General features: G+C 61.6%; 19 protein-coding genes. 15 read left to right on the top strand and 4 right to left on the bottom strand.

Features of this window, described 5'->3' with window-relative positions; genetic code table 11:
- Nucleotides 1-70: 70 nt before the first annotated feature.
- Entirely contained in the window at nt 71-1243 is a 1173-nt protein-coding gene (solA, locus tag NCT03_RS16370) for an N-methyl-L-tryptophan oxidase (protein ID WP_250493155.1), read from the top strand.
- Here solA and NCT03_RS16365 read toward each other — a convergent pair.
- From NCT03_RS16365 to NCT03_RS16355, 3 genes are all read right to left on the bottom strand, one after another.
- Complete coding sequence (locus NCT03_RS16365) at nt 1240-2298, bottom strand: LacI family DNA-binding transcriptional regulator (protein ID WP_250466544.1); 1059 nt, start codon at nt 2296-2298, stop codon at nt 1240-1242. The two genes, solA and NCT03_RS16365, sit on opposite strands and share 4 nt — an antisense overlap.
- A gap of 44 nt (nt 2299-2342) precedes the next feature.
- Nucleotides 2343-3512, bottom strand: coding sequence for a cupin domain-containing protein (locus NCT03_RS16360; protein ID WP_250493154.1), 1170 nt, complete (start codon nt 3510-3512; stop codon nt 2343-2345).
- Between the two features lie 129 nt (nt 3513-3641).
- The gene (locus NCT03_RS16355; protein WP_250493153.1) at nt 3642-4556 is read right to left on the bottom strand and encodes a LysR substrate-binding domain-containing protein; all 915 of its coding nucleotides are present in this window, start codon (nt 4554-4556) and stop codon (nt 3642-3644) included.
- Between the two features lie 162 nt (nt 4557-4718).
- On the opposite strand from NCT03_RS16355, the gene NCT03_RS16350 reads away from it, so the two are divergent.
- From NCT03_RS16350 to NCT03_RS16305, 10 genes are all read left to right on the top strand, one after another.
- Nucleotides 4719-6089: an ABC transporter substrate-binding protein gene (locus tag NCT03_RS16350; RefSeq protein WP_250466541.1), complete on the top strand. Its 1371-nt coding sequence runs from the start codon at nt 4719-4721 to the stop codon at nt 6087-6089.
- A gap of 22 nt (nt 6090-6111) precedes the next feature.
- On the top strand, nt 6112-7008 hold the full coding sequence (locus tag NCT03_RS16345) for a carbohydrate ABC transporter permease (RefSeq protein ID WP_250493152.1): 897 nt from the start codon (nt 6112-6114) through the stop codon (nt 7006-7008).
- Between the two features lie 11 nt (nt 7009-7019).
- On the top strand, nt 7020-7913 hold the full coding sequence (locus NCT03_RS16340; RefSeq protein WP_250466539.1) for a carbohydrate ABC transporter permease: 894 nt from the start codon (nt 7020-7022) through the stop codon (nt 7911-7913).
- A 21-nt stretch (nt 7914-7934) separates the two neighbouring features.
- Nucleotides 7935-8996 (top strand): ABC transporter ATP-binding protein, encoded by a 1062-nt coding sequence (locus NCT03_RS16335; RefSeq protein ID WP_250466538.1) that lies wholly within the window; start codon nt 7935-7937, stop codon nt 8994-8996.
- Between the two features lie 48 nt (nt 8997-9044).
- Nucleotides 9045-9830, top strand: a complete 786-nt coding sequence (locus NCT03_RS16330; protein WP_250493151.1) for an HpcH/HpaI aldolase family protein — start codon at nt 9045-9047, stop codon at nt 9828-9830.
- Nucleotides 9831-9834: 4 nt separating this feature from the next.
- Entirely contained in the window at nt 9835-10545 is a 711-nt protein-coding gene (locus NCT03_RS16325; RefSeq protein WP_250493150.1) for an alpha/beta fold hydrolase, read from the top strand.
- A 123-nt stretch (nt 10546-10668) separates the two neighbouring features.
- Entirely contained in the window at nt 10669-11823 is a 1155-nt protein-coding gene (locus NCT03_RS16320) for a porin (RefSeq protein WP_250466535.1), read from the top strand.
- A gap of 45 nt (nt 11824-11868) precedes the next feature.
- Nucleotides 11869-12852: an ester cyclase gene (locus NCT03_RS16315; protein ID WP_250493158.1), complete on the top strand. Its 984-nt coding sequence runs from the start codon at nt 11869-11871 to the stop codon at nt 12850-12852.
- A 153-nt stretch (nt 12853-13005) separates the two neighbouring features.
- Nucleotides 13006-14016 carry an asparaginase gene (locus NCT03_RS16310; protein ID WP_250466534.1) on the top strand — a complete coding sequence of 337 codons (1011 nt, stop codon included), beginning with the start codon at nt 13006-13008 and terminating at the stop codon, nt 14014-14016.
- Nucleotides 14017-14083: 67 nt separating this feature from the next.
- Nucleotides 14084-15121 carry a nuclear transport factor 2 family protein gene (locus NCT03_RS16305; RefSeq protein ID WP_250466533.1) on the top strand — a complete coding sequence of 346 codons (1038 nt, stop codon included), beginning with the start codon at nt 14084-14086 and terminating at the stop codon, nt 15119-15121.
- A 450-nt stretch (nt 15122-15571) separates the two neighbouring features.
- On the opposite strand, the gene NCT03_RS16300 is transcribed toward NCT03_RS16305, so the two are convergent.
- A complete protein-coding gene (locus NCT03_RS16300; protein WP_250466532.1) occupies nt 15572-16369 on the bottom strand; it encodes an IclR family transcriptional regulator in 798 nt (265 codons plus the stop codon).
- A 237-nt stretch (nt 16370-16606) separates the two neighbouring features.
- Here NCT03_RS16300 and NCT03_RS16295 point away from each other — a divergent pair, with 237 nt between their 5' ends.
- The 4 genes from NCT03_RS16295 (at nt 16607) to NCT03_RS16280 (ending at nt 21300) form a co-directional block, all read left to right on the top strand.
- Entirely contained in the window at nt 16607-17515 is a 909-nt protein-coding gene (locus NCT03_RS16295) for a hydroxymethylglutaryl-CoA lyase (protein WP_250466561.1), read from the top strand.
- Nucleotides 17512-18786, top strand: coding sequence for a CaiB/BaiF CoA transferase family protein (locus tag NCT03_RS16290; protein ID WP_250493148.1), 1275 nt, complete (start codon nt 17512-17514; stop codon nt 18784-18786). Before NCT03_RS16295 ends, NCT03_RS16290 begins: the two co-directional genes overlap by 4 nt.
- 73 nt (nt 18787-18859) lie before the next feature.
- Complete coding sequence (locus tag NCT03_RS16285; RefSeq protein ID WP_250466530.1) at nt 18860-20167, top strand: MFS transporter; 1308 nt, start codon at nt 18860-18862, stop codon at nt 20165-20167.
- A 2-nt stretch (nt 20168-20169) separates the two neighbouring features.
- Entirely contained in the window at nt 20170-21300 is a 1131-nt protein-coding gene (locus NCT03_RS16280) for an amidohydrolase family protein (protein ID WP_250493147.1), read from the top strand.
- Nucleotides 21301-21577 lie beyond the last annotated feature (277 nt).

Here is a 21577-nt window from a genome sequence, read left to right as displayed (position 1 = left end):
GCTGGCTTGACTTGCCGCCATTCGATGCGCGAACCTAGAATGGCAGCACTACACGGCACCGGGAGCGGCGATGCATGACAGAAAGACAGCGGATGTGATCGTGGTGGGTCTGGGCGCGTTCGGCAGCGCGACGACCTATCAACTGGCCTCGCGCGGCGTGAGCGTGATCGGCATCGATCAGTTCGCGCCGCCGCACGACCGGGGTTCGAGTCACGGCGCAAGCCGCATCACGCGTCTCGCGGTGGGCGAGGGCGAGGTCTATATTCCGCTCATCAAACGTTCGCATGGCATCTGGACCGAACTCGAAGGCAGGACCGGCAAGAAGTTGTTCCGTCGCACGGGCGGGCTCATCATGGGGCCTCGGGACGGCACGATCAGCCACCACGGCAAGCCGGATTTCGTGCGCAGGACCATCGCGAACGCGCAGCGCTTCGGTATCGAGCATGAGGTTCTGGATGCAGCGGAGGTGTCGCGCCGATATCCTCAGTTCATCACGCGCGGCGACGAACTTGCCTACTTCGAACCGGATTCCGGCGTCTTGCTGCCGGAACTGTGCGTCGAGGCGCAACTTCAACAAGCGGAGTCGCTTGGTGCCACCCTCCGGTGCAACGAGCGGGTCACGTCGATCGAAGAGGATGGCGGCGCGGTCCACGTCACCACGACGCTCGGCCGCTATAGCGCGGCGAAGGTCATCGTCACGGCCGGGCCTTGGGTGCCTGCGCTGAGCGGCGGCACGATCGAAAGCAATCTGCGCGTGATGCGTCAGGTGCTCTACTGGTTCGAGACGACGAAGCCTTCGCTGTACGCCCCGGAACGTTGCCCGATTTTTATCTGGATGTACGGCAGCGGCGACGAGGACTACATGTACGGCTTTCCGATGGTCGATGGGAAAGCGGGCGTGAAGGTCGCGACCGAGCAGTATCGCAATGCCTGCAACCCCGACGGCTACGACCGCACGGTCCGCGGCAAAGACGCCCTGGACATGTTTCGGCATAACGTGCAGGGCCGTCTCGACGCGATGAACCCGCGCGTGATCGACAGCGCGACGTGTCTCTATACGGTCAGCACCGATTCGGGCTTCATCGTCGACCGGTTTCGCGAGATGGAGAACGTCACGGTCGTATCGGCGTGTTCCGGTCATGGCTTCAAGAGCTCGGCAGGACTCGGCGAGCAACTGGCGCTGCAGGCAATCGGTTCGAACGATGTGAACCTGACGGCGTTCGGCGCGGGCCGGTTCATCTAGGGTGTGCTTTTCGTTACTGCAGGGAGGTCGGGATCGGGCAGGTCCATGCGTGCGGAATCACGCTTGATGAGTTCTCCTGGCAGCGTGACGAGGCGCGCGCGCATGCCCGGTTTGAGCCGGCGCGACGCCAGCAGGTCGACCGCCTTCCCGGCAAGCGTCGCGACTTGCTGTCTTACCGTCGTCAATCGATACGTGGGTCGTGCTGCCTCGGCGATATCGTCGAAACCGACGACCGAGATATCGTCGGGCACGCGCAAGCGCAGTTCATAGCGGCAGGCATCGATCGCGCCGAGCGCCAACTGGTCGTTCGCGCAGAACACGGCATCGAAGGCGATCGGTTTGGCCGATGCATGCCGGAGCATCGCCGCGCTGCCTGCTTCGTACGAGAAGTCGGAGCAGGCAATCTCCACTTGCCGCGCACCCAACTCCTTGACGCGCGTGACGAAGCCATCGATGCGGATATCGCTGACCGGCGCACCTTCAGGGCCGGCGATGCAGAGAAAGCGCCGATGCCCCGCGCGGAACAGCGCGTCGGCCATCTGCCGCGCGGCGGCTGCGTTGTCGGTCGTCACGCAATCGACGCCGCTTGCCGCGATGTGCCGGTTCAGGAACACCACGGGAATCCCGAAGCGCTGAAACCGTTCGATGTCCTCGCGCGACAGCGTGGCGCACGAAATCACACCATCGAGCGGAAATTCCGATGCGTTGTGCAGGGTTGCTTCGCCTTCGTGGTCATCGGCGACCGTAATCAGCAACAAGGTGAGATCGTGCGCCGCCAGCACCTCGGACACCGCGTAGAGCAGGTCCGGATTGTTGTGCAGCGTATAGCGCGCGACCACCACGCCGATGACGTTCGAGCGCCCCATGATCAGCGAGCGCGCCACCGCGTTCGGCCGGTATCCCAGACCTTCGGCCACCGCGATGACATGCGCGCGGGTATCGGGCGAGATCGCGCTGTCTTCCTGAAAACACCGCGACACGGTCGATTGCGAGACGCCCGCGGCGACCGCGACGTCATAGGATGTCGCGCGGGTGGTCTGTCTGGACTTGGCCATGTGCGAAAGCTGTGCCGATAAAGCCGCGATTCTAACCGCCCGCGTTACTGCGCTTCGAGCAAAGCAGCCGCTTCCTTGCGCGTTTCATTGGGCAGCAGATGCAGCGGCGCGAGAAAGCCGTTGTGATCCGTGCCAACGCCCGCTTGCGCGGCGGCCGCGACGATCTCATCCGACCAGGTGATGTGCTTGCGCTGGTCGCCGCTCGTCATCACCGCGATCAGCAGCGGTTTCTCTCCGACCGACCGAAGCGAGCGCCATGTATCGCCCGGCACCGAATACAACGCCTGCTCGGGCACTTCGATGACGCTGTCGCCATCGGGCAATGGGAGCGTCAGTTCGGCGAGACCTTCGAACACGATCAGCACTTGTTTGGCATCGATCCTGTGCTTGCCGATGCACTGCCCCGGCGCGACACGCAGCCATTCGATGGAGAAGCCATGCGGATTGGTCACGCCGGACGCCTGATCGCGATCCTGCGACATGCCGAAGCCGACCGCGCTCGCGATTTCCGACGCATGACCCGGCAGCACGTTATCGAGCAGCGCGCGGGACGACCACACGCGGTCCGTCACCTTGACCATGCGCGCGCGCATTTCCTCGGGCGAGTAATGCCGTAAGGACGCAATCGCCTGCTGATCGATCGGCTCGATGAGTTCGTCGCGCGCAGGCATGGGTGTACCGTTCACGGTATCGACGAGGATGTTCTCTTTGGTCAGGAAGAGGCCGTGACGCGCGGCCTGTTCGAGAATCGACGGATGCCAGATGATGCCGCCGGTGTTGTCGCCGCCGAGTGCGGAGAAGATCCAGCCATCGTCGCTGCCTTCGTTGCTGAAACCGCGAAAAATCCAGGTGGGAATGCTGAGCACGTCGCCCGGCTCGCCGATGACCGTGCCTTCGTCGCCATTCGCGCCCCAGCGAAAGCGCCACCGTCCCCGAAAGATCATGAACACTTCGGCGGTGTAATGCAGATGCAGGTTGTTGACCACGCCCGGCGGCATGGCGGCCACGCCGAGACTGAAACCGTGCGGCTCTTGCAGGTTCACGACCTGATCCGCGCTTTGCGTCACGCCCGCGCCGATCAGCGAATAGTTTTCCTTGCGGTCCGAGCCCTTCATCTTGCAGTCGATGAACGCGACCTTGCAGGCAACCATGTCCGAACGCTTCACGAGACGCTTGCGCGCGGCGGCGTCGTTCAGGTCGAGGTAGGGATTCATGTCACTCTCCGTGTTTCGAGTTACGAGTTAGGAGTTACGGTTTTCGTCGTCCTGCAGCGCTTTATGCATTCGAATGCATAGATTAATGTAAAAGATCCGCGACATGCAAGCACAGACGAAAAGAGGGCGTTACGAAACCGCCGAGTCGGCGTAGCGGGCGGCTTCCGCGACGGCGATATCGATGAAGTTCAGCAGCGCCGGATTGGCGTCGTTTTCGCGCCAGGCGAGTTCCAGCACGGCAAGCGGCGTGCGCTTCAGATCGAACTGGCGAAACTCGACGCCCGGATAGCGCATGTGCCGCGCCGATGCAGGCACCACCGCCATTCCGATGCCGCTCGACACGAGCGCGACGACGGTATAGAGCTGCGTGGCTTCCTGCGCGACCGCAGGCGTGATGCCCGCGTTATCGAGCATCTGCGACACGATCCGGTAGAAATACGACGAATCTTTCCGGTCGAAAAGAATGAGCGGTTCCGATGCCAGCGCCTTGACCTGAACGTGTTCGATCAAAGCAAGCGGATGATGCTCGGGCACGGCGAGCATCATTGGTTCGCTAATGAGTTTTCGGGTGCTCAGATCGCCCGGATCGTTGGCGAGCGGACGCATGAGACCCACGTCCATTTCCCCGGCGAGCAAGGCCTCGCGCTGCGTGGCCGTCACGCCCTCGCGCAAATTCAGCCGCACTCGCGGATGCAGCGACCGATACGCCCCGATGCAGCGCGGCAGCAATTGCGGCAGCGAGCCGGTAACGAACGAGATGCCCAGACGGCCGCTCTCGCCGCGTCCCGCGAGCTTGGCCTGATCGACCACGGCATCCGCTTGAGCAATCAGACGGCGCGCGCCGGTCAGCAGTTCGATGCCCGCGTGAGTCAGTTGAAGCGGACGTTTGCCACGGATGAAAAGCGGGGTTTCCAGATCGGCTTCGAGTTGCATGATCTGCTTGCTGAGCGGGGGTTGCGTCATGTGCAGACGATTCGCCGCGCGCAGGAAATTCAATTCTTCGGCCAATACGACGAAGTATCGCAGCAAGCGCAAGTCGACCATGCTCGATTCCCAAAAGATATGAAATGCCAATGAATAATATATTAGACAGAATTAATTGGCCGGTTCAAATTTCACACACTTCTGCATGAGCACGCAGCGCGGCACGGATCGCGCCGCAGCAAAAAGCGCGTGCAGATCCCGTCGATGGCCGGAGATATGAACATGCATCGTCGTGTTGTATATGCCTCTCTTTCGCTTTTGCTGGCGCTGTCCTGGGAGCCGGTCTGGTCCGCGGATCAGGGCGCATCCGGTGCCGGGACCGATGCATCGATTTTGTCCGCCTCGCGCCTGAAGCCGGGGCAGCCGTACAAGGGCGAGACCATCAAGATCATGGCGGTCAACACGCCGCAGTTCGTCGCCTTGCAAAAGCGCACGGACGCCTTCACGGCCGCGACCGGCATCAACGTGAAGTGGTTGTTCGTGCCGTTCAAGCCGCTCCAGGAAAAGGTCACGAGCGTCGGCGTGGCGGCGAACGGTAACGTGGATATCGTCAACTATCTGGATCAATGGGGCGCGGCGTACGCGCACTGGCTGGTGCCGCTCGACCCGCTCGTCGCACGCGATGGCTACGACCTAAAGGATTTCCCCGCGCCGTTCCTGCAATCGGTCACGCACGACGGCAAGCTCTATGGCATGCCCTTGCGCAGCAACGTGCAGATGTTCCTCTATCGCAAGGACGTGCTCGACGCACTGCATATCAAGCCGCCGGCAAGCTGGCAGGACGTGATCGACGCCGGCCCGCGCATACGCGCGGCGTATCCGGACATGGCGCCGCTCGCCTGCTACTACGGCGCCGATGGCAATCGCCAGAATCTCTTCGCCTGGGCGGATTTCGTTCGCGGCGCGGGTGGCCATATTCTCGATGCCAAAGGCTACCCCGCATGGACGTCGCCGCAGGCGATGCAGGCGACGCGCGAATACATCGCGCTCTACACGAAGCACGAACTCTGTGGACCGGGCGCGACCTCCAACGTGGAACAGGATGCACGCATCTCGTTTCAACAGGGCCATGCGGCGATGCTGCCCATCTGGCAGTGGTCGTATGCGGCCGTGACCAATCCCAAGGACTCGACGCTCAAGCCCGAACAAGTCGGCTTCGCGCCGATGCCCGCGTACAAGCCCGGCGACGCGCCGACCACCGTCGTCAACACCATGCCGATGTCGATCTCCATGTACTCGAAGCACAAGGAAGCGTCGTGGGAGTACCTGAAGTGGCTCGCCAATGCCGACCTCGACAAGCGCAACGCCATCGAGCGCGACGTGAACGGTTATGCCGTGCGCAACAACGTGGTGAACCGCTTTTCGAGCATGCGGGATGCCGGCGTGAATGCGGCGAACTCGAATGTGCCCGCCGCCGAGATCAAGGCGCTTGCCGGCAACGCGCAGCCCATGCCTGAAGTGGTTTTTTGGCCGGAAGTCGCGGATATCGCGTCGATTGCCATCAATCAGGCCGTGACGGGTGAGGACATCGATGCACTGATGACCGATGCCGCCGCGCGCGCGCATCGTGTCGTCGAACGCGAACTTCGCTAACACTCGTTCTGGAGAGGACGCCATGTCCGAACGTCTCGCCAAGTATGGAATGGTCGCGCCGGGACTTTTCATCGTCCTGGCCACCGCGCTGTATCCGCTCACCACGACCTTTTATCTTAGCTTCCGCAACTGGAATCTGGGCCGCGCGAACGAGTCCAGAGCGCTCTGGCAGCCCGCCGATGGCTTGTCGCAGATCGGCTATCTGTTCGACAACTACACGCGCGCCCTGACCGATCCGGCGATGTGGAACTCTGCGCTTGTCACGGCGATGTTCACGATTCTCTCCGTCCTGCTGACGGTGTCGCTGTCGCTCGCGGTCGCCGTGCTGCTGTTTCGCGGCGGCCCGGTGCGCGCCGTCCTGCGTTCCATGCTCGTGCTGCCGTTCGCCATGAGCCCGGCGCTCATCGGCGCGTTGTGGCGCTTCATGGCCAACGCGGACTTCGGCCTTGCGGGCGCCATCAGCCGCGCCTTGCACCTGCGCAACGTCGATCTGCTAGGCAGTCCGTCCGGCGCGTTCTGGCTCGTGCTGTCGAGCGATGTATGGCACTGGACGCCGTATTTCGCGCTCATCTTAATCGGCGCGCTGGCGTCGGTTCCGAAAGAGAGTCAGGAGGCCGCGCAGATCGACGGCGCGACCGCCACGCAGGTGTTCTTCTCCATCACGCTGCCGCAGTTATGGCCCGTGCTGGCCGTGGCGATGGTGCTCAAGGGCATCTTCGCGCTGAAGATCTTCGATCAGGTGGTGATGATCACCAACGGCGGTCCCGGACAGGCCACGCAAACGCTGAGTCACTTCATTTACTTCCAGGGATTCAAGTATCTGAACATGGGCTATGCCTCGGCGGTCGGCTGGCTGCTCGTGATTCCGATGATGATGCTGACCGTACTCTATGTCCGCATGACGCAGCGCGCGAAATGAAAGAAACGACCATGACCACCGATTCCCTGCACGACGTTATGCCCGAAGACCAGTCCCATCCTGTGAGCACGTACCGTGCGCCGGGCGCGGTCTCGACGAGCCTCGCCACGTTCGGACGCGGCCTCGCGCTCGCCGTACTGTTCCTCGTGATCGTGCTGCCGCTGTACTGGATCATGTCCGCGGCGTTCAAGCACTACGTGGATATCTATCGCCTGCGCGTGGCCTTCACGCCGACGTTCGGCAACTTCATCGAGATCATGCGGGAGCCGTTCCGCGTGCAGGACAAGCTGGTCAACTCGCTGATCGTGTCGTGCTCCACGGTCCTCATCACGCTGCCGATTGCGACCGCGGGCGCGTATTCGTTCTCGCGCTTTCGCCTGTTCGCTCACAAGTCGCTGATGGTGGCCGTGCTTGCCACGCAGTTCCTTCCGCCGGTCGTGATCGTGCTACCGTTCTTTCTGATGTTCCGCGACCTCGGGCTGTACGACACGCGCATCGCGCTCATCGTCGTGCAGACGGCAATGGTGATGCCCTTCGCCATCTGGATGATCAAGGGCTTCATCGACCAGATTCCCATCGATATCGAAGAATCCGCGCTGATCGATGGCGCCACGCGCATGCAGGTCCTCTATCAGATGATCATGCCGATCGCGCTGCCGGGCATCGTCACGGCGGGCATCTTCTGTTTCATCCTGTCGTGGAACGATTTCATCATCGCCGTGATTCTGAGCGCCGAGGATGCGGTGACTTTGCCGGTGGCCATCGGACTCTTCAATCGGGAAGAGGGCGATCTCTGGCAACTCATCAGCGCGACCGGGCTTTTCATCATGCTGCCGATGTTCCTGTTCGCCTCCTTCCTGCAGCGCTATCTCATTCGCGGAACCACGGCTGGCGCCGTGCGCTGACCTCATCTCAGGGCTACCGACATGACTACCGTCACACTGAATGGCATCAACAAGACTTGGGGTGGATTCCAGGCGGTCAAAGGTCTGAACATGAAGATCGCCGAAGGCGAGTTTCTGGTGTTGCTCGGACCGTCGGGCTGCGGCAAGACCACGACGATGCGCATGATCGCCGGTCTCGAAGATCCCACAGACGGCGACCTGATGTTCGACGCGCAACGCATGAATGGCATCGCACCGCGTCAGCGCGACGTGTCGATGGTGTTCCAGAACTACGGTCTCTATCCGCACATGAGCGTGTACGACAACATCGCGTATCCGCTGAAGCTGCGCAACGTGCCGGCCGCGCAGCGGGATCGCGAAGTGAAGCGCGCGGCCGACCGCGTGGAACTCGGCCATCTGCTCGCGCGGCGTCCGGCGGCGCTTTCCGGCGGGCAACGTCAGCGCGTGGCGCTGGCGCGTTCCATCGTGCGGCGGCCGCGCGTGTTTCTGATGGACGAACCGCTTTCGAATCTCGACGCCAAACTGCGCGGCACCATGCGCGCGGAACTCAAGCATCTCGCGCGCGAACTGGCGGTGACGACGGTATATGTCACGCACGATCAGGTCGAAGCCATGACGCTGGCGTCGCGCGTGGCGATCATGAAGGACGGCGTGTTGCAGCAGATCGACGCGCCCGAGCGCATCTATAACGATCCGGCGAATGCCTTCGTCGCGGGTTTCATCGGCTCGCCCGCGATGAATCTGCTGCATGGAGAAGGGCGCGACGGCCGCTTCTTCTTGCCCGATGGCGCGCAGCTCGATATCGTGCCGCCGCGCAATGGTCCGCTTTCGCTGGGCGTTCGACCGGAAGACGTGGCGATCGAAGCTGCGCCCAGCGAAGGATCGTTCTCGGCGGAAATCTTCGCGTTCGAAATGCTCGGCGACATCACGCTCATCACGCTGAAGATCGGCGGCCAGTACTTCGTGGTCAAGGGCGACAAGTCGATCCGTCATGCAGACGGAGAACGCATCTGCCTGAAACCGGACGCATCGCGCTTGTTCTGGTTCGATGGCGCGACGGGACAACGCATTGCAAATGTTTAAAGACCGCCGCAATCGGGCGGATAGAAGTGCAACAGGAGATTTAGTGACATGCGTCCCAATCTATTGAAACAGAAGTTTTTGGCGGGCGAGTCGATCGTGAACGCATGGTTGTCGATACCCAGCAGCTACGCGGCGGAAGTCGTGGCGTCGCAAGGCTTCGATTCGGTCACGGTCGATTTGCAGCACGGCATGATCGGCTTCGATTCCGCCGTGGGCATGCTTCAGGCCATCAGCATCACGTCCGCAACGCCGCTGGTGCGCTCGCCTTCGCGCGATCCGAACGACATTATGCGGCTGCTCGACGCCGGCGCGTACGGCGTGATCTGTCCGGCCATCGATACGCCGCAGATGGCGGCCGATTTCGTCGCGGCATGCCGTTATCCGGGGAAGGGCACGCGCTCGTTCGGTCCGGCGCGCGGGCTGTTGTATGGCGGCCCCGACTACTTCTCGAAGGCCAACGACGTGATTCAGGCCTTCGCAATGATCGAGTCCAAAGAGGCACTCGACAATCTGGATGCCATTCTCGCCACGCCCGGTCTCGACGGCATCTACATCGGACCGAACGATCTGGCGCTGAGTCTGGGCGTCGCGCCCTCCGCGCAGCTGGGCGAAATCGTCGAGCAGGCGATTGCGCGCATCCTCGACGCGGCGCTCGCCCGTGGCTTGCTCGCGGGCATCTTCTGCAGCGATGGGGATGCCGCGCGACGTCGTCTCGAACAGGGCTTTCATCTCGTCACGCCGGGCAACGATGCCAACGCGCTCGCGGCGGCTAGTTCATCGCGCGTGCTAGCGGCGCGCGGTGGCAAACAGGCCATCGGCGGCAGCGGCTACTAAGGTCATGAACACGATTCCGCTCGTCCTCTTGCCCGGAACCTTGTGCGATGCGCGCGTCTGGCATGCGCAGGCGAATGCATTGTCTTCCGCACGCGAAGTGCGCGTCTGCGAACTCGGCGACCAGCCCGCAATGCACGAAGAAGTCGCGGCCTTGCTGAAGACACTGCCGCCGCGCTTTTATCTGGCGGGATTCTCGCTGGGCGCAATCGTGGCCTTCGAGTTTGTTCGGCAGGCGCGTGAACGTGCGGCGGGCCTGGCGCTCGTCGCGAGCACGGCCCGGTCGGACCCGGCGGAAAACCAGGCGCGGCGCCGCGCGTTGCTGGCACGCGCCAAGCGCGGGGAATTGGCGGGCGTTCTGAATGACGAACTCTTGCCGTTCTACTTTTCTCCCGTGTGCAAGCAGCGCGAAGTCCTGAGCAATCTCGTCGTGTCGATGGCGGAAAGCTGCGCGCCGCGCTTCGGTCATCAAACGCGCTATGCAGTCGAACGTCCGGACTCGCGTCCGATGTTGTCGTCGCTCAAGATTCCGGCGCTGATTCTGTACGGCGACGACGATGGCGTCATACCGTTCGACCGCCAGACCGAAATGGCTGAAGCCATGCCGCATGCGCTGTTTCGCGGTGTGCCGGATTGCGGTCATTTCGTGCCGCTCGAAGCGCCGGATGTGTGCAGTCAGGCAATGCAGGACTGGATGGAATTGCCGTTGAACGATTGAGAAGACAGCACAAACAAAAACCGGAAAGCAAGTTTTCAAAATAAATAGCACTACTGCAATTATAAAGCCTTAAAAAATCTACCGATTTCCCGACCACAAACCTTCGACCAACGGACTATCGTTATGAAACCCGCTCGCTTGTCGTTTCCGCTCGCATGCTGCCTCACTGCGCTTCAGGCACACGCACAAAGCAGTGTGACGCTGTACGGCATCATTGACGAGGCATTCCAGTACACGACCAATCAGGCGGGCGGCCATGCGTATCAATTGCAAAGCGGCACCTTGAGTGCCTCGCGTTTCGGCTTTAGAGGCCGTGAAGATATCGGCAATGGCTATGCCGCGATTTTCCAGCTTGAAAATGGTTTCAATTCGAATACCGGAAAGCTCGGACAGAACGGACGCTTGTTCGGCCGTCAATCGTGGGTGGGAATCGCTTCGCCGTATGGCAACTTCATGCTCGGACGCCAGTACGACCTGAACACCGATTTCGTCGGCCCGTTCGAATCCGGCTACTTGTGGTCCGGCGGTCCCGGCACGCAGCCTGGCGACAATAACAACTTCAACGGCAGCTATCGTCTCAACAACGCCGCGAAGTTCGTGAGCGTGCCGTTTTATGGTTTGAAGGTCGGCGCGATCTATTCGTTCGGCGGCACGCCGGGTTCGACCGGCAGCAACTCGGCTTATTCTGGAGCCGTCTCCTACACCATTGGCGGATTCTCCGTCGCGGGGTCTTATTCCCATATCGACCGGCCGAACACGTCCATCTACGATGGCACCTCGACCACGACCGGCGTCGTGGTGTCGGGACTCAGCTACTCGGGCTTCGTATCGGCACGGACACTGCAAATCGCGGCGGCGGGGGCATCCTACACGCTCGGTAACGGCACGCTGGGCGGCACGTTCAGTAACGTCGCGTTCAAGGGACTGGGGAGCGGTGCCGGGCCGAATCCCGAAGGATATTCAGGCAGCGGCGTGCTGAACTCATTCGAGGCAAACTATCTCTATTACCTGTCACCCGCATTGCAGGTCGGCACCGCGTTCATCTATACCCGCTCGAATTCCGTGAACGGTGCGCCCGGTGCGATCTATCGGCAAATCGATCTCGGCGCGACATACAGCTTGTCCAAGCGCACCAATGTGTATATCTGGGCGTACGGTCAGAAGGCGAGCGGCACGAACTCGGTGGGTGCGCCGGCGGTCGCGCAGTTCGCCTTCACGACCGCTTCATCGAACAGCAAGCAACTTGCAGTCGTCACCGGCATTCGGCACCGCTTCTGATTGGCCGAAACAGCGTAACTTTCGACGAGGAAAATCGACGTGACAATGGATCTGGGCTCGTACAGGAATGTTCCTGATTTCATCTATGGCATCACGCGCGAGATCTGGGAAGATCGCGGCATCGGCGGAAAACTCCAGCAATACTATGCGCCCGATATCCTGCTGCGCGCCGCGACCGGCTTCACGGGCAGCAATGAGGGCGTCACGGCGCAAACGCTTCAGACCTTGCATCAGTTCCCCGACCGTCAACTGGTCGGGGAAGATGTCATCTGGACGCCCTACGCGGACGGAACGTTCTTGTCGTCGCATCGGCTGACCTCGGTCATGCGGCACACGGGAGACGGCATTCTTGGAGCAGCGAAGGGGCGCATGGTGCGCAGTCGCATCATCGCGGATTGCTGGGTGCGCGATCAGGTGGTGGTCGAAGAATGGCTCGTGCGCGATCAGGCGGCGTTCGCGCGCTGCCTCGGAACCGACGCCCGCACGCTCGCACGCGAGATGACGGATCGCGAGTTGCGACAGGGCAAACCGATTTCCTTCTTCGTGCCCGCACATGACAAGCCCAGCCGTTACCAGCCGACCATGCAGGACGACGAGGCGGCGAACGCTTACGTGCGCGGCATGAAGCGCCTCTGGCACGACAAGGAAACGGCGGCGATACGCGACATGTACTTCCACGGTGCGGCGTTTCATGCGCCCGGTGGCGATGTGCTCTACGGTCACTGCGATATCGATACCTTCGCGCTCGGCTATCTCGCGTCGTTTCCCGATGCGGTCCTCAAGATCGAGAGCGCGCGTGTGAATCGCGAGCCTGAGCAACCGGTGCGCGTCGCGGTGCGCTGGTCGCTCACGGGTACGCATTCGGGCTTCGGGCATTTCGGTGAGCCTACGGGCGCGCCGGTCTACATCATGGGGATGTCGCATGCGAACATGACCGGCGGCAAAGTCATGACCGACTTTTTCGTGACCGACGAAGTCTCCATATGGAAGCAGATTTTCGCTCACACCGAGAGTCACGCAGGCGCATGAGGCGCCCGTTACAGCCTGGCTGCATAAGAAAATCTGGAATAAAGAATAATGACGTGTGATGGTGCGAAGTTGACGGTCGGCACATGAAGGCGCTTGCTGTAGGCTTCGTCTTTCACAACGTCACGAGACATCATTGAACAAGGGACGTGCTCGATGAGACAGACTCCTGTATCGCCTGACCTTCGCCGCATCGTCGTGATGGGTCTTGGAGGAACGATCGCAGCGAGCGCGCCCAGCGCCACGCAGACGCATGGCTACGAACTGACCGGCGCGATCGCGGATGTATTGAAGCAGGTTTCGCAACTGGCCGACATCGCCGATGTTCGTTTCCAGCAAGTGGCGAACGTATCGAGTCAGGATATCGATAACGCGATGTTGTCGCGTCTCTTGCATGCCGTGAACGCACAGCTTGCCGATGCTTCAGTGGACGGCATCGTGATCTCGCATGGGACCGACACGCTGGAAGAAACCGCGTACTTTCTGCATCTGCTCGTGAAGGGCGACAAGCCCGTGATACTGACCGGTGCGATGCGTCCTTCGTCCGCGCTCAGCGCAGATGGACCCTTGAATCTCTTTCATGCGGTGCGGGTCGCTACCGATCACGCGGCGAGCGGCAAGGGCGTGCTGGTGGTGATCGACGAACGTATCGTTTCGGCGAAGGGCGCGGTCAAGCTGCATACGAGCGCAACGAGTGCCTTCAGCAATCCGGCCATCGGACTGCTTGGCTCCGTAAGTGGCGGAACGCCCGCGTTTCATGCGGTCGTGCCCACAACGGCAGCGAGTGAGTTCGATCTTCCTCGCGACCTGCCCGATAGCTTGCCGCAGGTCGATATCGTCTACGGTCATCAAAGCGCCGGCGTGCATTTCTATCGAGCGGCCATCGACGCGGGTGCGCGCGGCATCGTGTTCGCCGGCACGGGAAACGGCAGTCTTTCTCACGCGGCCAAAGCGGGCGCTCTCATGGCGCGCGAGCACGGCGTGGCATTCGTCCGGTCGAGCCGCGTTCCGGGCGGTGGCGTGGCGCCGTGCGCTGATGACGAGGACTACGCCACCATCGCCGCGCACACGCTCAATCCGCAGAAAGCGCGCGTCTTGCTGATGCTGGCGCTCGCACGACACATGGATACACAGGCATTGCGCCGATGCTTCGCGCTTCACGGATAACCGCTGAACGCAAGCCTGCGCGCAAGGCTGCGCAATTGAACGTCAAACCCTGAAGGAGTGGTTTCAAATGAACGAGCAACTGGCCGACATCAATCCCGCTGCGTATGCGCCTTATCGCGATCCGCGCGAGTACATCACGAGCTGGACCGACAAGATTTGGATCACGCGCGGACTGGGCCATCTCAAGGATCATTACGCGCAGGACGTGAAGGTCCATACGTGCTATGGCGAGACCTACGGCTTCGATCATGTGATGAAGAACTCGATCCAGAAGATGGTCGCGTTCCCGAATCGCGGCGGCGGTCATGACGACGTGATCTGGGAGCAACGCGGCGCAAACGGATTCGTCAGCGCGCACCGCGTCTTCAACAACGCAACGCATCTGGGCCACTGGACGTATGGGCCGCCGACCGGCAAGGACTGGGTCAATCGCGGCATGGCGCATTGCGTGGTCATCGACAACAAGGTGGTCGAGGAATGGGTCATTCGTGACGAGTTCGCCGTGCTTCAGCATCTTGGACTCGATCCTTTCGAGGTCGCCGCGCAACTCGCGGCGCGATCACCGGTGCTCGGGACTGCCATCGACACGGGTGCGCACGCCGCGCCGTTTGCCGGACGTATCGCGAATCCGGTGAAGGCGGGCATCTCCGGTGTGCGTCCGAACCGCTACGTGGCCGAGTGTGAGATGGTCGCTGAGATGTTCGAGAACGTTTGGAACGGCCGCTACTTCGACATGGTGCCGAAATACTTCAGCGACACGATCGTCTGTCAGAGCGTGAGACTCAGGCGCGTCATGGGCATCGCCCCGTATCAGATGGAATTGATGACGCTGCTCGCCGCCGTCCCCGATGCGCAAGTGGAAATCCGCGACTTCGTCGTTCACGAATCGGAAGACCTGGGATTGCGCGTGGGCACCATATGGCTCTTGCGCGGGACGTACTGCGGATCGCCCATGTACGGCCCGACCAACAATGCGCCGGTGAACATCCTAGGGTCGTCGCACTTCGAATTCCGTCATGGAAAAATTCACCGAGAAGTGCGCGTCTTCGATGAGATCTCTGTCATGGCACAGATAATTCGGGCGAACGGAGATGCTAGTTGTTAGGCTTCGATAGTGAGGTTCAGACAGGGGCTGCCGTTTAATTTCCAGCTGGCCGACAAGACGTTGTGGCCCTCAGATCGATTGATGCCTTCGGAGGTCTCGGAACATAGGCCAAGCCGCCGGCGAATCTCTTATAAAGACGTCTTCGGCCTCGTCTTTCGATAGGTTCGCGATAATCGAATGGCGGGTCCGTGTCGAAACCCGCCATTGATGGTTTGCCTTTCCCACCGGCCGAGTTGGGTCGGTTTCGGGCGACCGCGTCGGGTCGATTCTTACCGTCCTCGACACGCAGGATGCTGCCCCGGCCGGTCTCGCACTTGCATAAAGTTCACGATATGACGGCTCGATGCGCGGGCGGAATCGTGACTAAAAAAACTTAAGCCCCAGACCGCTGCGCTGCAGCTCGATGTGTCCATGTTCATCACGCGCTATATCTGCACGTCGAACTCGTTCTCAGACCTGTGAAACAGAAAAGCCATCCCTCCCTGTTACTGCGACGGCCGCATCATATCGAGGACCATTGCCGCCCAAAGCGAGGGTTGCACGCTTGGCATTCGCGAGCAAATTACTAAGCGCCGCAGTCATTACTTCCGGCACGTCGAAACGTCCTTTCGGACCCGATAGCGTCAGCGCGCCAGCCAACTCCCCGGCCGCCCCAAAAACCGGCACTGACACCGATGCCGTCTCTGGGTCACGCTCCCCAAAAGAGACCGCCCACAAGCGATCGCGAATCTCCGTCCACCGCGGATCGTGCGCTTCAGTGAACGCGAGCAGCACTTTGCCCGAAGCTCCTTTGTCGATCGCGAACTCTTCACCGACGCGGATCGAAACCCGGACGCTTCGCGAAGGCTCGACACGATAAAGGACCATACGAAAGTCGCCCTGCCGCACGTAAAAGGACGCCGTTTCGCCGATGTCCCGGCTTATCTGCTGAAGCAACGGCTCGATTACAGGTCCAACCTGAAATGATCGCTGATAGAGCGCCGCGAGGCGCAACGGTTGATGGCCAACCGCGTACTGTCCGTCGTCGAGCTTCCTGATGAACCCACCGTGCTCCAGCGCGCCCAGCAACCGCAGAACGGTGCTCTTGTAGAGGCCGGTTCTTCGAGAAAGCTCGGTCATCGTCAGCTTGTCGTCGGTCGGTCCGAACGAATTCAGGATCGCGAAGGCACGGTCCAATACGGCAACGCCGCTTGATGTGTCCGTCGCTTCGGTCAGCGCTGCCGATGGCGTAGGTGAGTCTTTGGCCACGTTCTTCCCCTAAATATGTGCTCGCTACTGTACGGTTTCACCTGACAGAACTCAAGTTCTAAAAATCGCGAATCGAGGGTTTACCAGCTTGCCGAGCTCTCTACCCAGCACTATAGTTCTTTCTAACAGAACAACGATCTATCAGATAGAACTATGGAGCGTGCCAAAGTGACCGATTCGACGGTGCTGATTAGCGAAGTAGGACCACGCGATGGCCTGCAAAGCATCAAAAGCGTGATGCCGACGTCCGCGAAACTCAGGTGGATTTCCGCGCTCGCGGCCACCGGATTGCGGGAAATCGAGGTCGGCTCGTTCGTGCCGGCGAAGCTTCTGCCGCAGATGGCCGACATCCGCGAAGTCGTGGCTCACGCGCTGTCCATTCCCGGTTTGCGTGTCGCCGTACTCGCGCCCAACCTGCGCGGCTGTCAGAACGCGTTCGAGGCAGGCGTGCACAAAGTGACGCTGCCGGTTTCCGTGACAAACGAGCACGCGATGGCCAACATCCGCAAGACCACGGCGCAGCTCATCGAAGAAGTGCGCGAGATCGTGGCTCTGCGCGACGCGCAGTTTCCGGACATCGAAATCGAGGCGGGCGTTTCGGTTGCGTTCGGCTGCACCATCGCGGGCACCGTCACGGACGACCAGACCATACGCATGTGTGCGGCCATGGCCGAATGCGGCGTCGATGAAATCGGTCTGTCGGACACGAGCGGCTATGCGAATCCTGCGCAGGTTCGGCGCCTGTTCCGCCGCCTTGAGACGGAGTTCGGCGATAAAGCGGGCGGGGCGCATTTCCACAACACGCGGGGCCAGGGTCTGGCGAATGTCGTCGCGGCGCTCGACGCCGGTGTGACGACCATTGATGCGAGTCAGGCGGGTTTGGGCGGCTGTCCGTATGCGCCGGGCGCGACCGGCAACATCGTCACGGAGGACCTGGTTTTCCTGCTTGAGTCGATGGGCTACGACACCGGCGTCGATGTGGATGCACTCATCGCGGCCCGATCCATTCTCGCCGACGCGTTGCCCGGCGAAGCGCTCTACGGGCACGTCCCGGACGCGGGCTTGCCGAAGGGCTTCACCTATGCAAACGGCCGCTCACCGAGCGCGCCGCAACCCGAAGGATGCCTCCTGGGAGTCGCGCAATGAGCGAAGCTGCAAACAATCAGTCGTTGCCGTACAGCGGCGTGCGCGTCGTCGAAATGACGCACATGGTCATGGGGCCGACCTGCGGCATGGTGCTCGCGGATCTGGGCGCCGACGTCATCAAAGTCGAGCCGATCAATGGCGATAGCACGCGTGCGCTTCGCGGTTCGGGCGCGGGCTTCTTCGGCACGTTCAATCGGAACAAGAAAAGTATCGCGGTCGATGTGAAGCACGCGCGCGGCGTCGAAATCGTCCACAAGCTGCTTGCCGGCGCCGATGTCTTCAGCGAGAACTTCAAGTCCGGCACGATGGATAAGCTCGGACTCGGTTACAGTGCGCTGTCGAAGCTGAATCCACGCCTTATCTATGTCTCGCATAAAGGCTTTCTGCCGGGTCCGTACGACCATCGGACGGCGCTCGACGAAGTCGTGCAGATGATGGGCGGGCTCGCGTACATGACCGGTCCCGAAGGTCGGCCGCTGCGCGCCGGCACGAGCGTCAACGACATCATGGGCGGGATGTTCGGCGCAATCGGCACGATGGCCGCGCTCGCGCAGCGTGAGCGCACCGGCCGGGGACAAGAAGTCCAGAGCGCGCTGTTTGAAAACAACGTGTTTTTAGTCGCGCAGCACATGATGCAGTTTGCGGTGACCGGCAAGGCCGCAGCGCCGATGCCGAGCCGCATTTCGGCCTGGGCCGTCTACGACGTCTTCTCGGTCAAGAACGGCGAACAGATCTTCCTGGCCGTCGTCTCGGATACGCAATGGGCGATCTTCTGCGATGCGTTCGGCCTCGCGGAACTGAAGTCCGACGCGCGCATCGCGACGAACAATCAGCGCGTCCAGGCGCGAGACTGGCTGCTGCCGCTGTTGCGCCAGCACATGGAGGCGTTCACCGCTGCCGAGATCAGCGCGGTGTTCGAGCGTGCCGGTCTGCCGTACGCGCCGATCACCAAGCCGCAAGACCTGTTCGATGACGAGCATCTTCTCGCCACGGGCGGTCTCGCCGATGTCACGTTGCCAGCCGATGCGAGCGGCGCGGGTCAGCCCGTCGCGACCCGAACGGCCTTGTTGCCGCTGACGCTTGGAGGCGAGCGGCTTCGGCTGCGCGCGGCGCCGCCGTCCCTCGGACAAGACACGAGAACCCTGCTTCACGAGGCCGGTTATTCGGCAGAAGACGTGAGGCAGTTGACGCAAGCCGGCGTCGTCCGATGCGGCGAACACCAGCCCGACGATGCACTGGATGCATCGGCCAACGAGATTGCGAGCGCCTGAACACTACACAGATAAAGCACCATGGCCGCGCGGTTCCGTCCGCGCACGGCCGCGATGTGTCCGGAGACAAAACATGACATCCCTTTCCTCGAACCTGACGGGCGACAGCCCGGCGATATCGACGCTCGAACAACAGGCGGTCAGAAAGGCCGCGTGGCGATTCATTCCGATCCTCGCGCTCGCGTATTTCTTCAACTACCTCGATCGCACGAGTGTCGGCTTCGCCGCGCTGACGATGAACCGCGACCTCGGACTGACCGCGACGCAATTCGGCTGGGGCGCGGGGATCATGTTCGCCGGCTATTGCATCTGCGAAGTGCCGAGCAACCTCGCGCTGTATCGCTTCGGCGCGCGCCGATGGCTCGCGCGAATCATGATCACGTGGGGATTCTTCGCTGCGGCGACCGCGCTCGCGACAGGGCCGACCAGCCTCTACGCGATCCGGCTGCTGCTCGGCATCGGCGAAGCGGGATTCTTTCCGGGCGTGATCTTCTTCCTCGCCGTATGGTTTCCTGCGAGCTATCGGACTCGGGTGCTGGCGTGGTTCACCGTGTCGACGCCGTTGTCGTCGTTCGTCGGCGGACCGCTCTCCGCGTGGCTGCTGAAGCTGGACGGCATGCTTGGACTCGCCGGCTGGCAGTGGATGTTCATCGTCGAGGGACTGCCTGCCTGCGTGCTCGGCGTCTTCGTGCTGAAGCTGCTCGCTGACAAGCCGGCGGATGCCAAGTGGCTGTCGGCTGAAGAGCGGCAAGCGCTCCAGGTCGCGTTTGATCGCGAAGGCCAGGCTGGCCAGAAGAAAAAGAATTTCGCGGCGGCCCTCAAAGACGCTCGCATGTACATCCTCGCGATGATTTCGTTCGGCTTCACGATGGGCTCGTATGGCATCGGCATCTGGCTGCCGCAGATGCTCAAGGCGCATGGCATGAGCGTCATCGAAACAGGCTGGATTTCGGCGATTCCGTATTTCTTCGCCACGATCGCACTGCTCTGGTGGGCTCAGCGCGTCGATCGCCGGGGCGGCCATATCGCGAATCTGGCGGCGGGGCTTTTCATCGGCGCGGTGGCGCTGAGCGTGTCCACGTACTTTCAGCAACTGCTTCCGGCGATGATCGGCATCACGCTTGCGCTTATCGGCACCATCGCGGGCCGCACCATCTTCTACACTCTTCCGGCGCGCTTTCTTTCCGGACAGGCCGCAGCGGGCGGACTTGCGCTCATTAACTCGATCGGCGCGCTGGGCGGTTTTGCCGGGCCCTATCTCGTCGGCTATCTGAAGGACAGTTTCGGGACGTTCTCGGCAGGCATGATCGGGTTGTCCGTCGTGCTGGGCATCACGACCTTGCTCACGCTGTCGCTCTTCGCGTTCAACCGGGGAGAGTGAGCATGCACGGTCTTCGTTCGTCGAATCGCCGCCGTATTCTTCGCGCGGCGGCTGCGTCGATTCTGATTCCCGCGATGACGCAGCGGCCGGGATTGGCAAAGGAGGAATGCAGAACCATGTCTTCATCGAGCAATTACCTTCCCGTGCGCGCCGATTGGCTCGCGTCCGGTACCGAGCCCGCGCTCGAACCCGATATCCCGATCATCGATGCGCACCATCACTTTTACGAGCGTCCGGGCTGGACCTACATGCTCGATCAGTATCTCGACGATGCGACGTCCGGGCACAACATCACGGCATCGGTTTATATGCAGGCGCTGACGCGGTATCGTCCGTCCGGGCCGGAAGCGCTGAAGCCCGCCGGGGAAATCGAGTACGTTGCCGATGTCACCGCGCCTTTGCAAAAGGGCAAGCCGCAGGTCGCGAAGGGCATGGTTGGCTACGCGGACCTTCGCCGTGGCGCGGCGGTCCGTGATGTTCTCGAAGCCGAACTCGAGGCGGGCGATGGGCGCTTTCGCGGCGTTCGGCATCTCGTGACTTACGACCCGGACACGACGCTCGCCAATCCGCTGACCGCCGCGCCACGCGGACTGCTGCTTGACAAGGACTATCGCGCGGGGTTCGCGCAACTGGGGCCGTTGGGACTGTCGTACGACGCTTGGCTGTTTTTCCCGCAGTTGCCGGAGTTGTACGACCTGGCAAAGCGCTATCCGGACACGCCCATCGTCATCAATCACTGCGGTGGCGTGGTGAGAATCGCGAGCTATCAGGATCATCGCAAGGAAGTGTTCGAACGCTGGTCGCGATCAATGCGCGAGTTGGCGCAGTTGCCCAACGTCTATGTGAAAGTGGGCGGGCTGGGCATGCGCATCAACGGATTCGACTTCGAGCAAGGCGAACGGCCGCCGTCCTCCGAGCAACTGGCCGAAGCCTGGACGCCGTGGATGATGACGTGCATCGAGGCCTTCGGTCCGAACCGCTGCATGTTCGAAAGCAATTTCCCTGTGGACAAGGGTTCGTACCCGTACAGCAATGGCTGGAACGCGTTCAAGCGCATGACCGCGCGGGCCAGTGCAGATGAACGCGCGGCGCTGTTCCGGGGAACGGTGGAGAAGGTCTACCGGCTTGCTTAAGCCATCTTGGGCAGGCCAAGTCTGCACAATCGCAGCTCAACGGCCAGAACACGCGATGACCGGAACGTTAGTCTGATGGAGCCTTAGCCGGTCAAGTCGGCCGCTACCAGCCATTCGGCGGTATGACAACGCTGGTATCGAAATGGCGAGATTAGTTCCACAAGAGACATCCGACAACTTGCGCGTCGAATGACGGAAGGGGGTCTATTTCGTTGAAAAACCCGGTTATCGCCCATGGGCGCGCATGTCTGGGCGTGCAATCGACGCGCTCAGGGCT

The sequence above is a fragment of the Caballeronia sp. GAWG1-1 genome (genome assembly GCF_023631465.1).
Taxonomy (GTDB): Bacteria; Pseudomonadota; Gammaproteobacteria; order Burkholderiales; family Burkholderiaceae; genus Caballeronia.
Note: the sequence above shows the minus strand (reverse complement) of the source record. Positions and strands in the feature narration are given on the sequence as shown.

Bases quoted from the DNA above. Each gene is read 5' to 3' on its own strand.
- NCT03_RS16325 (WP_250493150.1), top strand. From the start codon at position 9,835: ATGAACACGATTCCGCTCGTCCTCTTGCCCGGAACCTTGTGCGATGCG.
- NCT03_RS16350 (WP_250466541.1), top strand. From the start codon at position 4,719: ATGCATCGTCGTGTTGTATATGCCTCTCTTTCGCTTTTGCTGGCGCTG.
- NCT03_RS16285 (WP_250466530.1), top strand. From the start codon at position 18,860: ATGACATCCCTTTCCTCGAACCTGACGGGCGACAGCCCGGCGATATCG.
- NCT03_RS16290 (WP_250493148.1), top strand. From the start codon at position 17,512: ATGAGCGAAGCTGCAAACAATCAGTCGTTGCCGTACAGCGGCGTGCGC.
- NCT03_RS16280 (WP_250493147.1), top strand. From the start codon at position 20,170: ATGCACGGTCTTCGTTCGTCGAATCGCCGCCGTATTCTTCGCGCGGCG.
- NCT03_RS16310 (WP_250466534.1), top strand. From the start codon at position 13,006: ATGAGACAGACTCCTGTATCGCCTGACCTTCGCCGCATCGTCGTGATG.
- NCT03_RS16340 (WP_250466539.1), top strand. From the start codon at position 7,020: ATGACCACCGATTCCCTGCACGACGTTATGCCCGAAGACCAGTCCCAT.
- NCT03_RS16315 (WP_250493158.1), top strand. From the start codon at position 11,869: ATGGATCTGGGCTCGTACAGGAATGTTCCTGATTTCATCTATGGCATC.
- NCT03_RS16335 (WP_250466538.1), top strand. From the start codon at position 7,935: ATGACTACCGTCACACTGAATGGCATCAACAAGACTTGGGGTGGATTC.
- NCT03_RS16365 (WP_250466544.1), bottom strand. From the start codon at position 2,298: ATGGCCAAGTCCAGACAGACCACCCGCGCGACATCCTATGACGTCGCG.
- NCT03_RS16295 (WP_250466561.1), top strand. From the start codon at position 16,607: ATGCCGACGTCCGCGAAACTCAGGTGGATTTCCGCGCTCGCGGCCACC.
- solA (WP_250493155.1), top strand. From the start codon at position 71: ATGCATGACAGAAAGACAGCGGATGTGATCGTGGTGGGTCTGGGCGCG.
- NCT03_RS16360 (WP_250493154.1), bottom strand. From the start codon at position 3,512: ATGAATCCCTACCTCGACCTGAACGACGCCGCCGCGCGCAAGCGTCTC.
- NCT03_RS16305 (WP_250466533.1), top strand. From the start codon at position 14,084: ATGAACGAGCAACTGGCCGACATCAATCCCGCTGCGTATGCGCCTTAT.
- NCT03_RS16355 (WP_250493153.1), bottom strand. From the start codon at position 4,556: ATGGTCGACTTGCGCTTGCTGCGATACTTCGTCGTATTGGCCGAAGAA.
- NCT03_RS16330 (WP_250493151.1), top strand. From the start codon at position 9,045: ATGCGTCCCAATCTATTGAAACAGAAGTTTTTGGCGGGCGAGTCGATC.
- NCT03_RS16345 (WP_250493152.1), top strand. From the start codon at position 6,112: ATGTCCGAACGTCTCGCCAAGTATGGAATGGTCGCGCCGGGACTTTTC.
- NCT03_RS16320 (WP_250466535.1), top strand. From the start codon at position 10,669: ATGAAACCCGCTCGCTTGTCGTTTCCGCTCGCATGCTGCCTCACTGCG.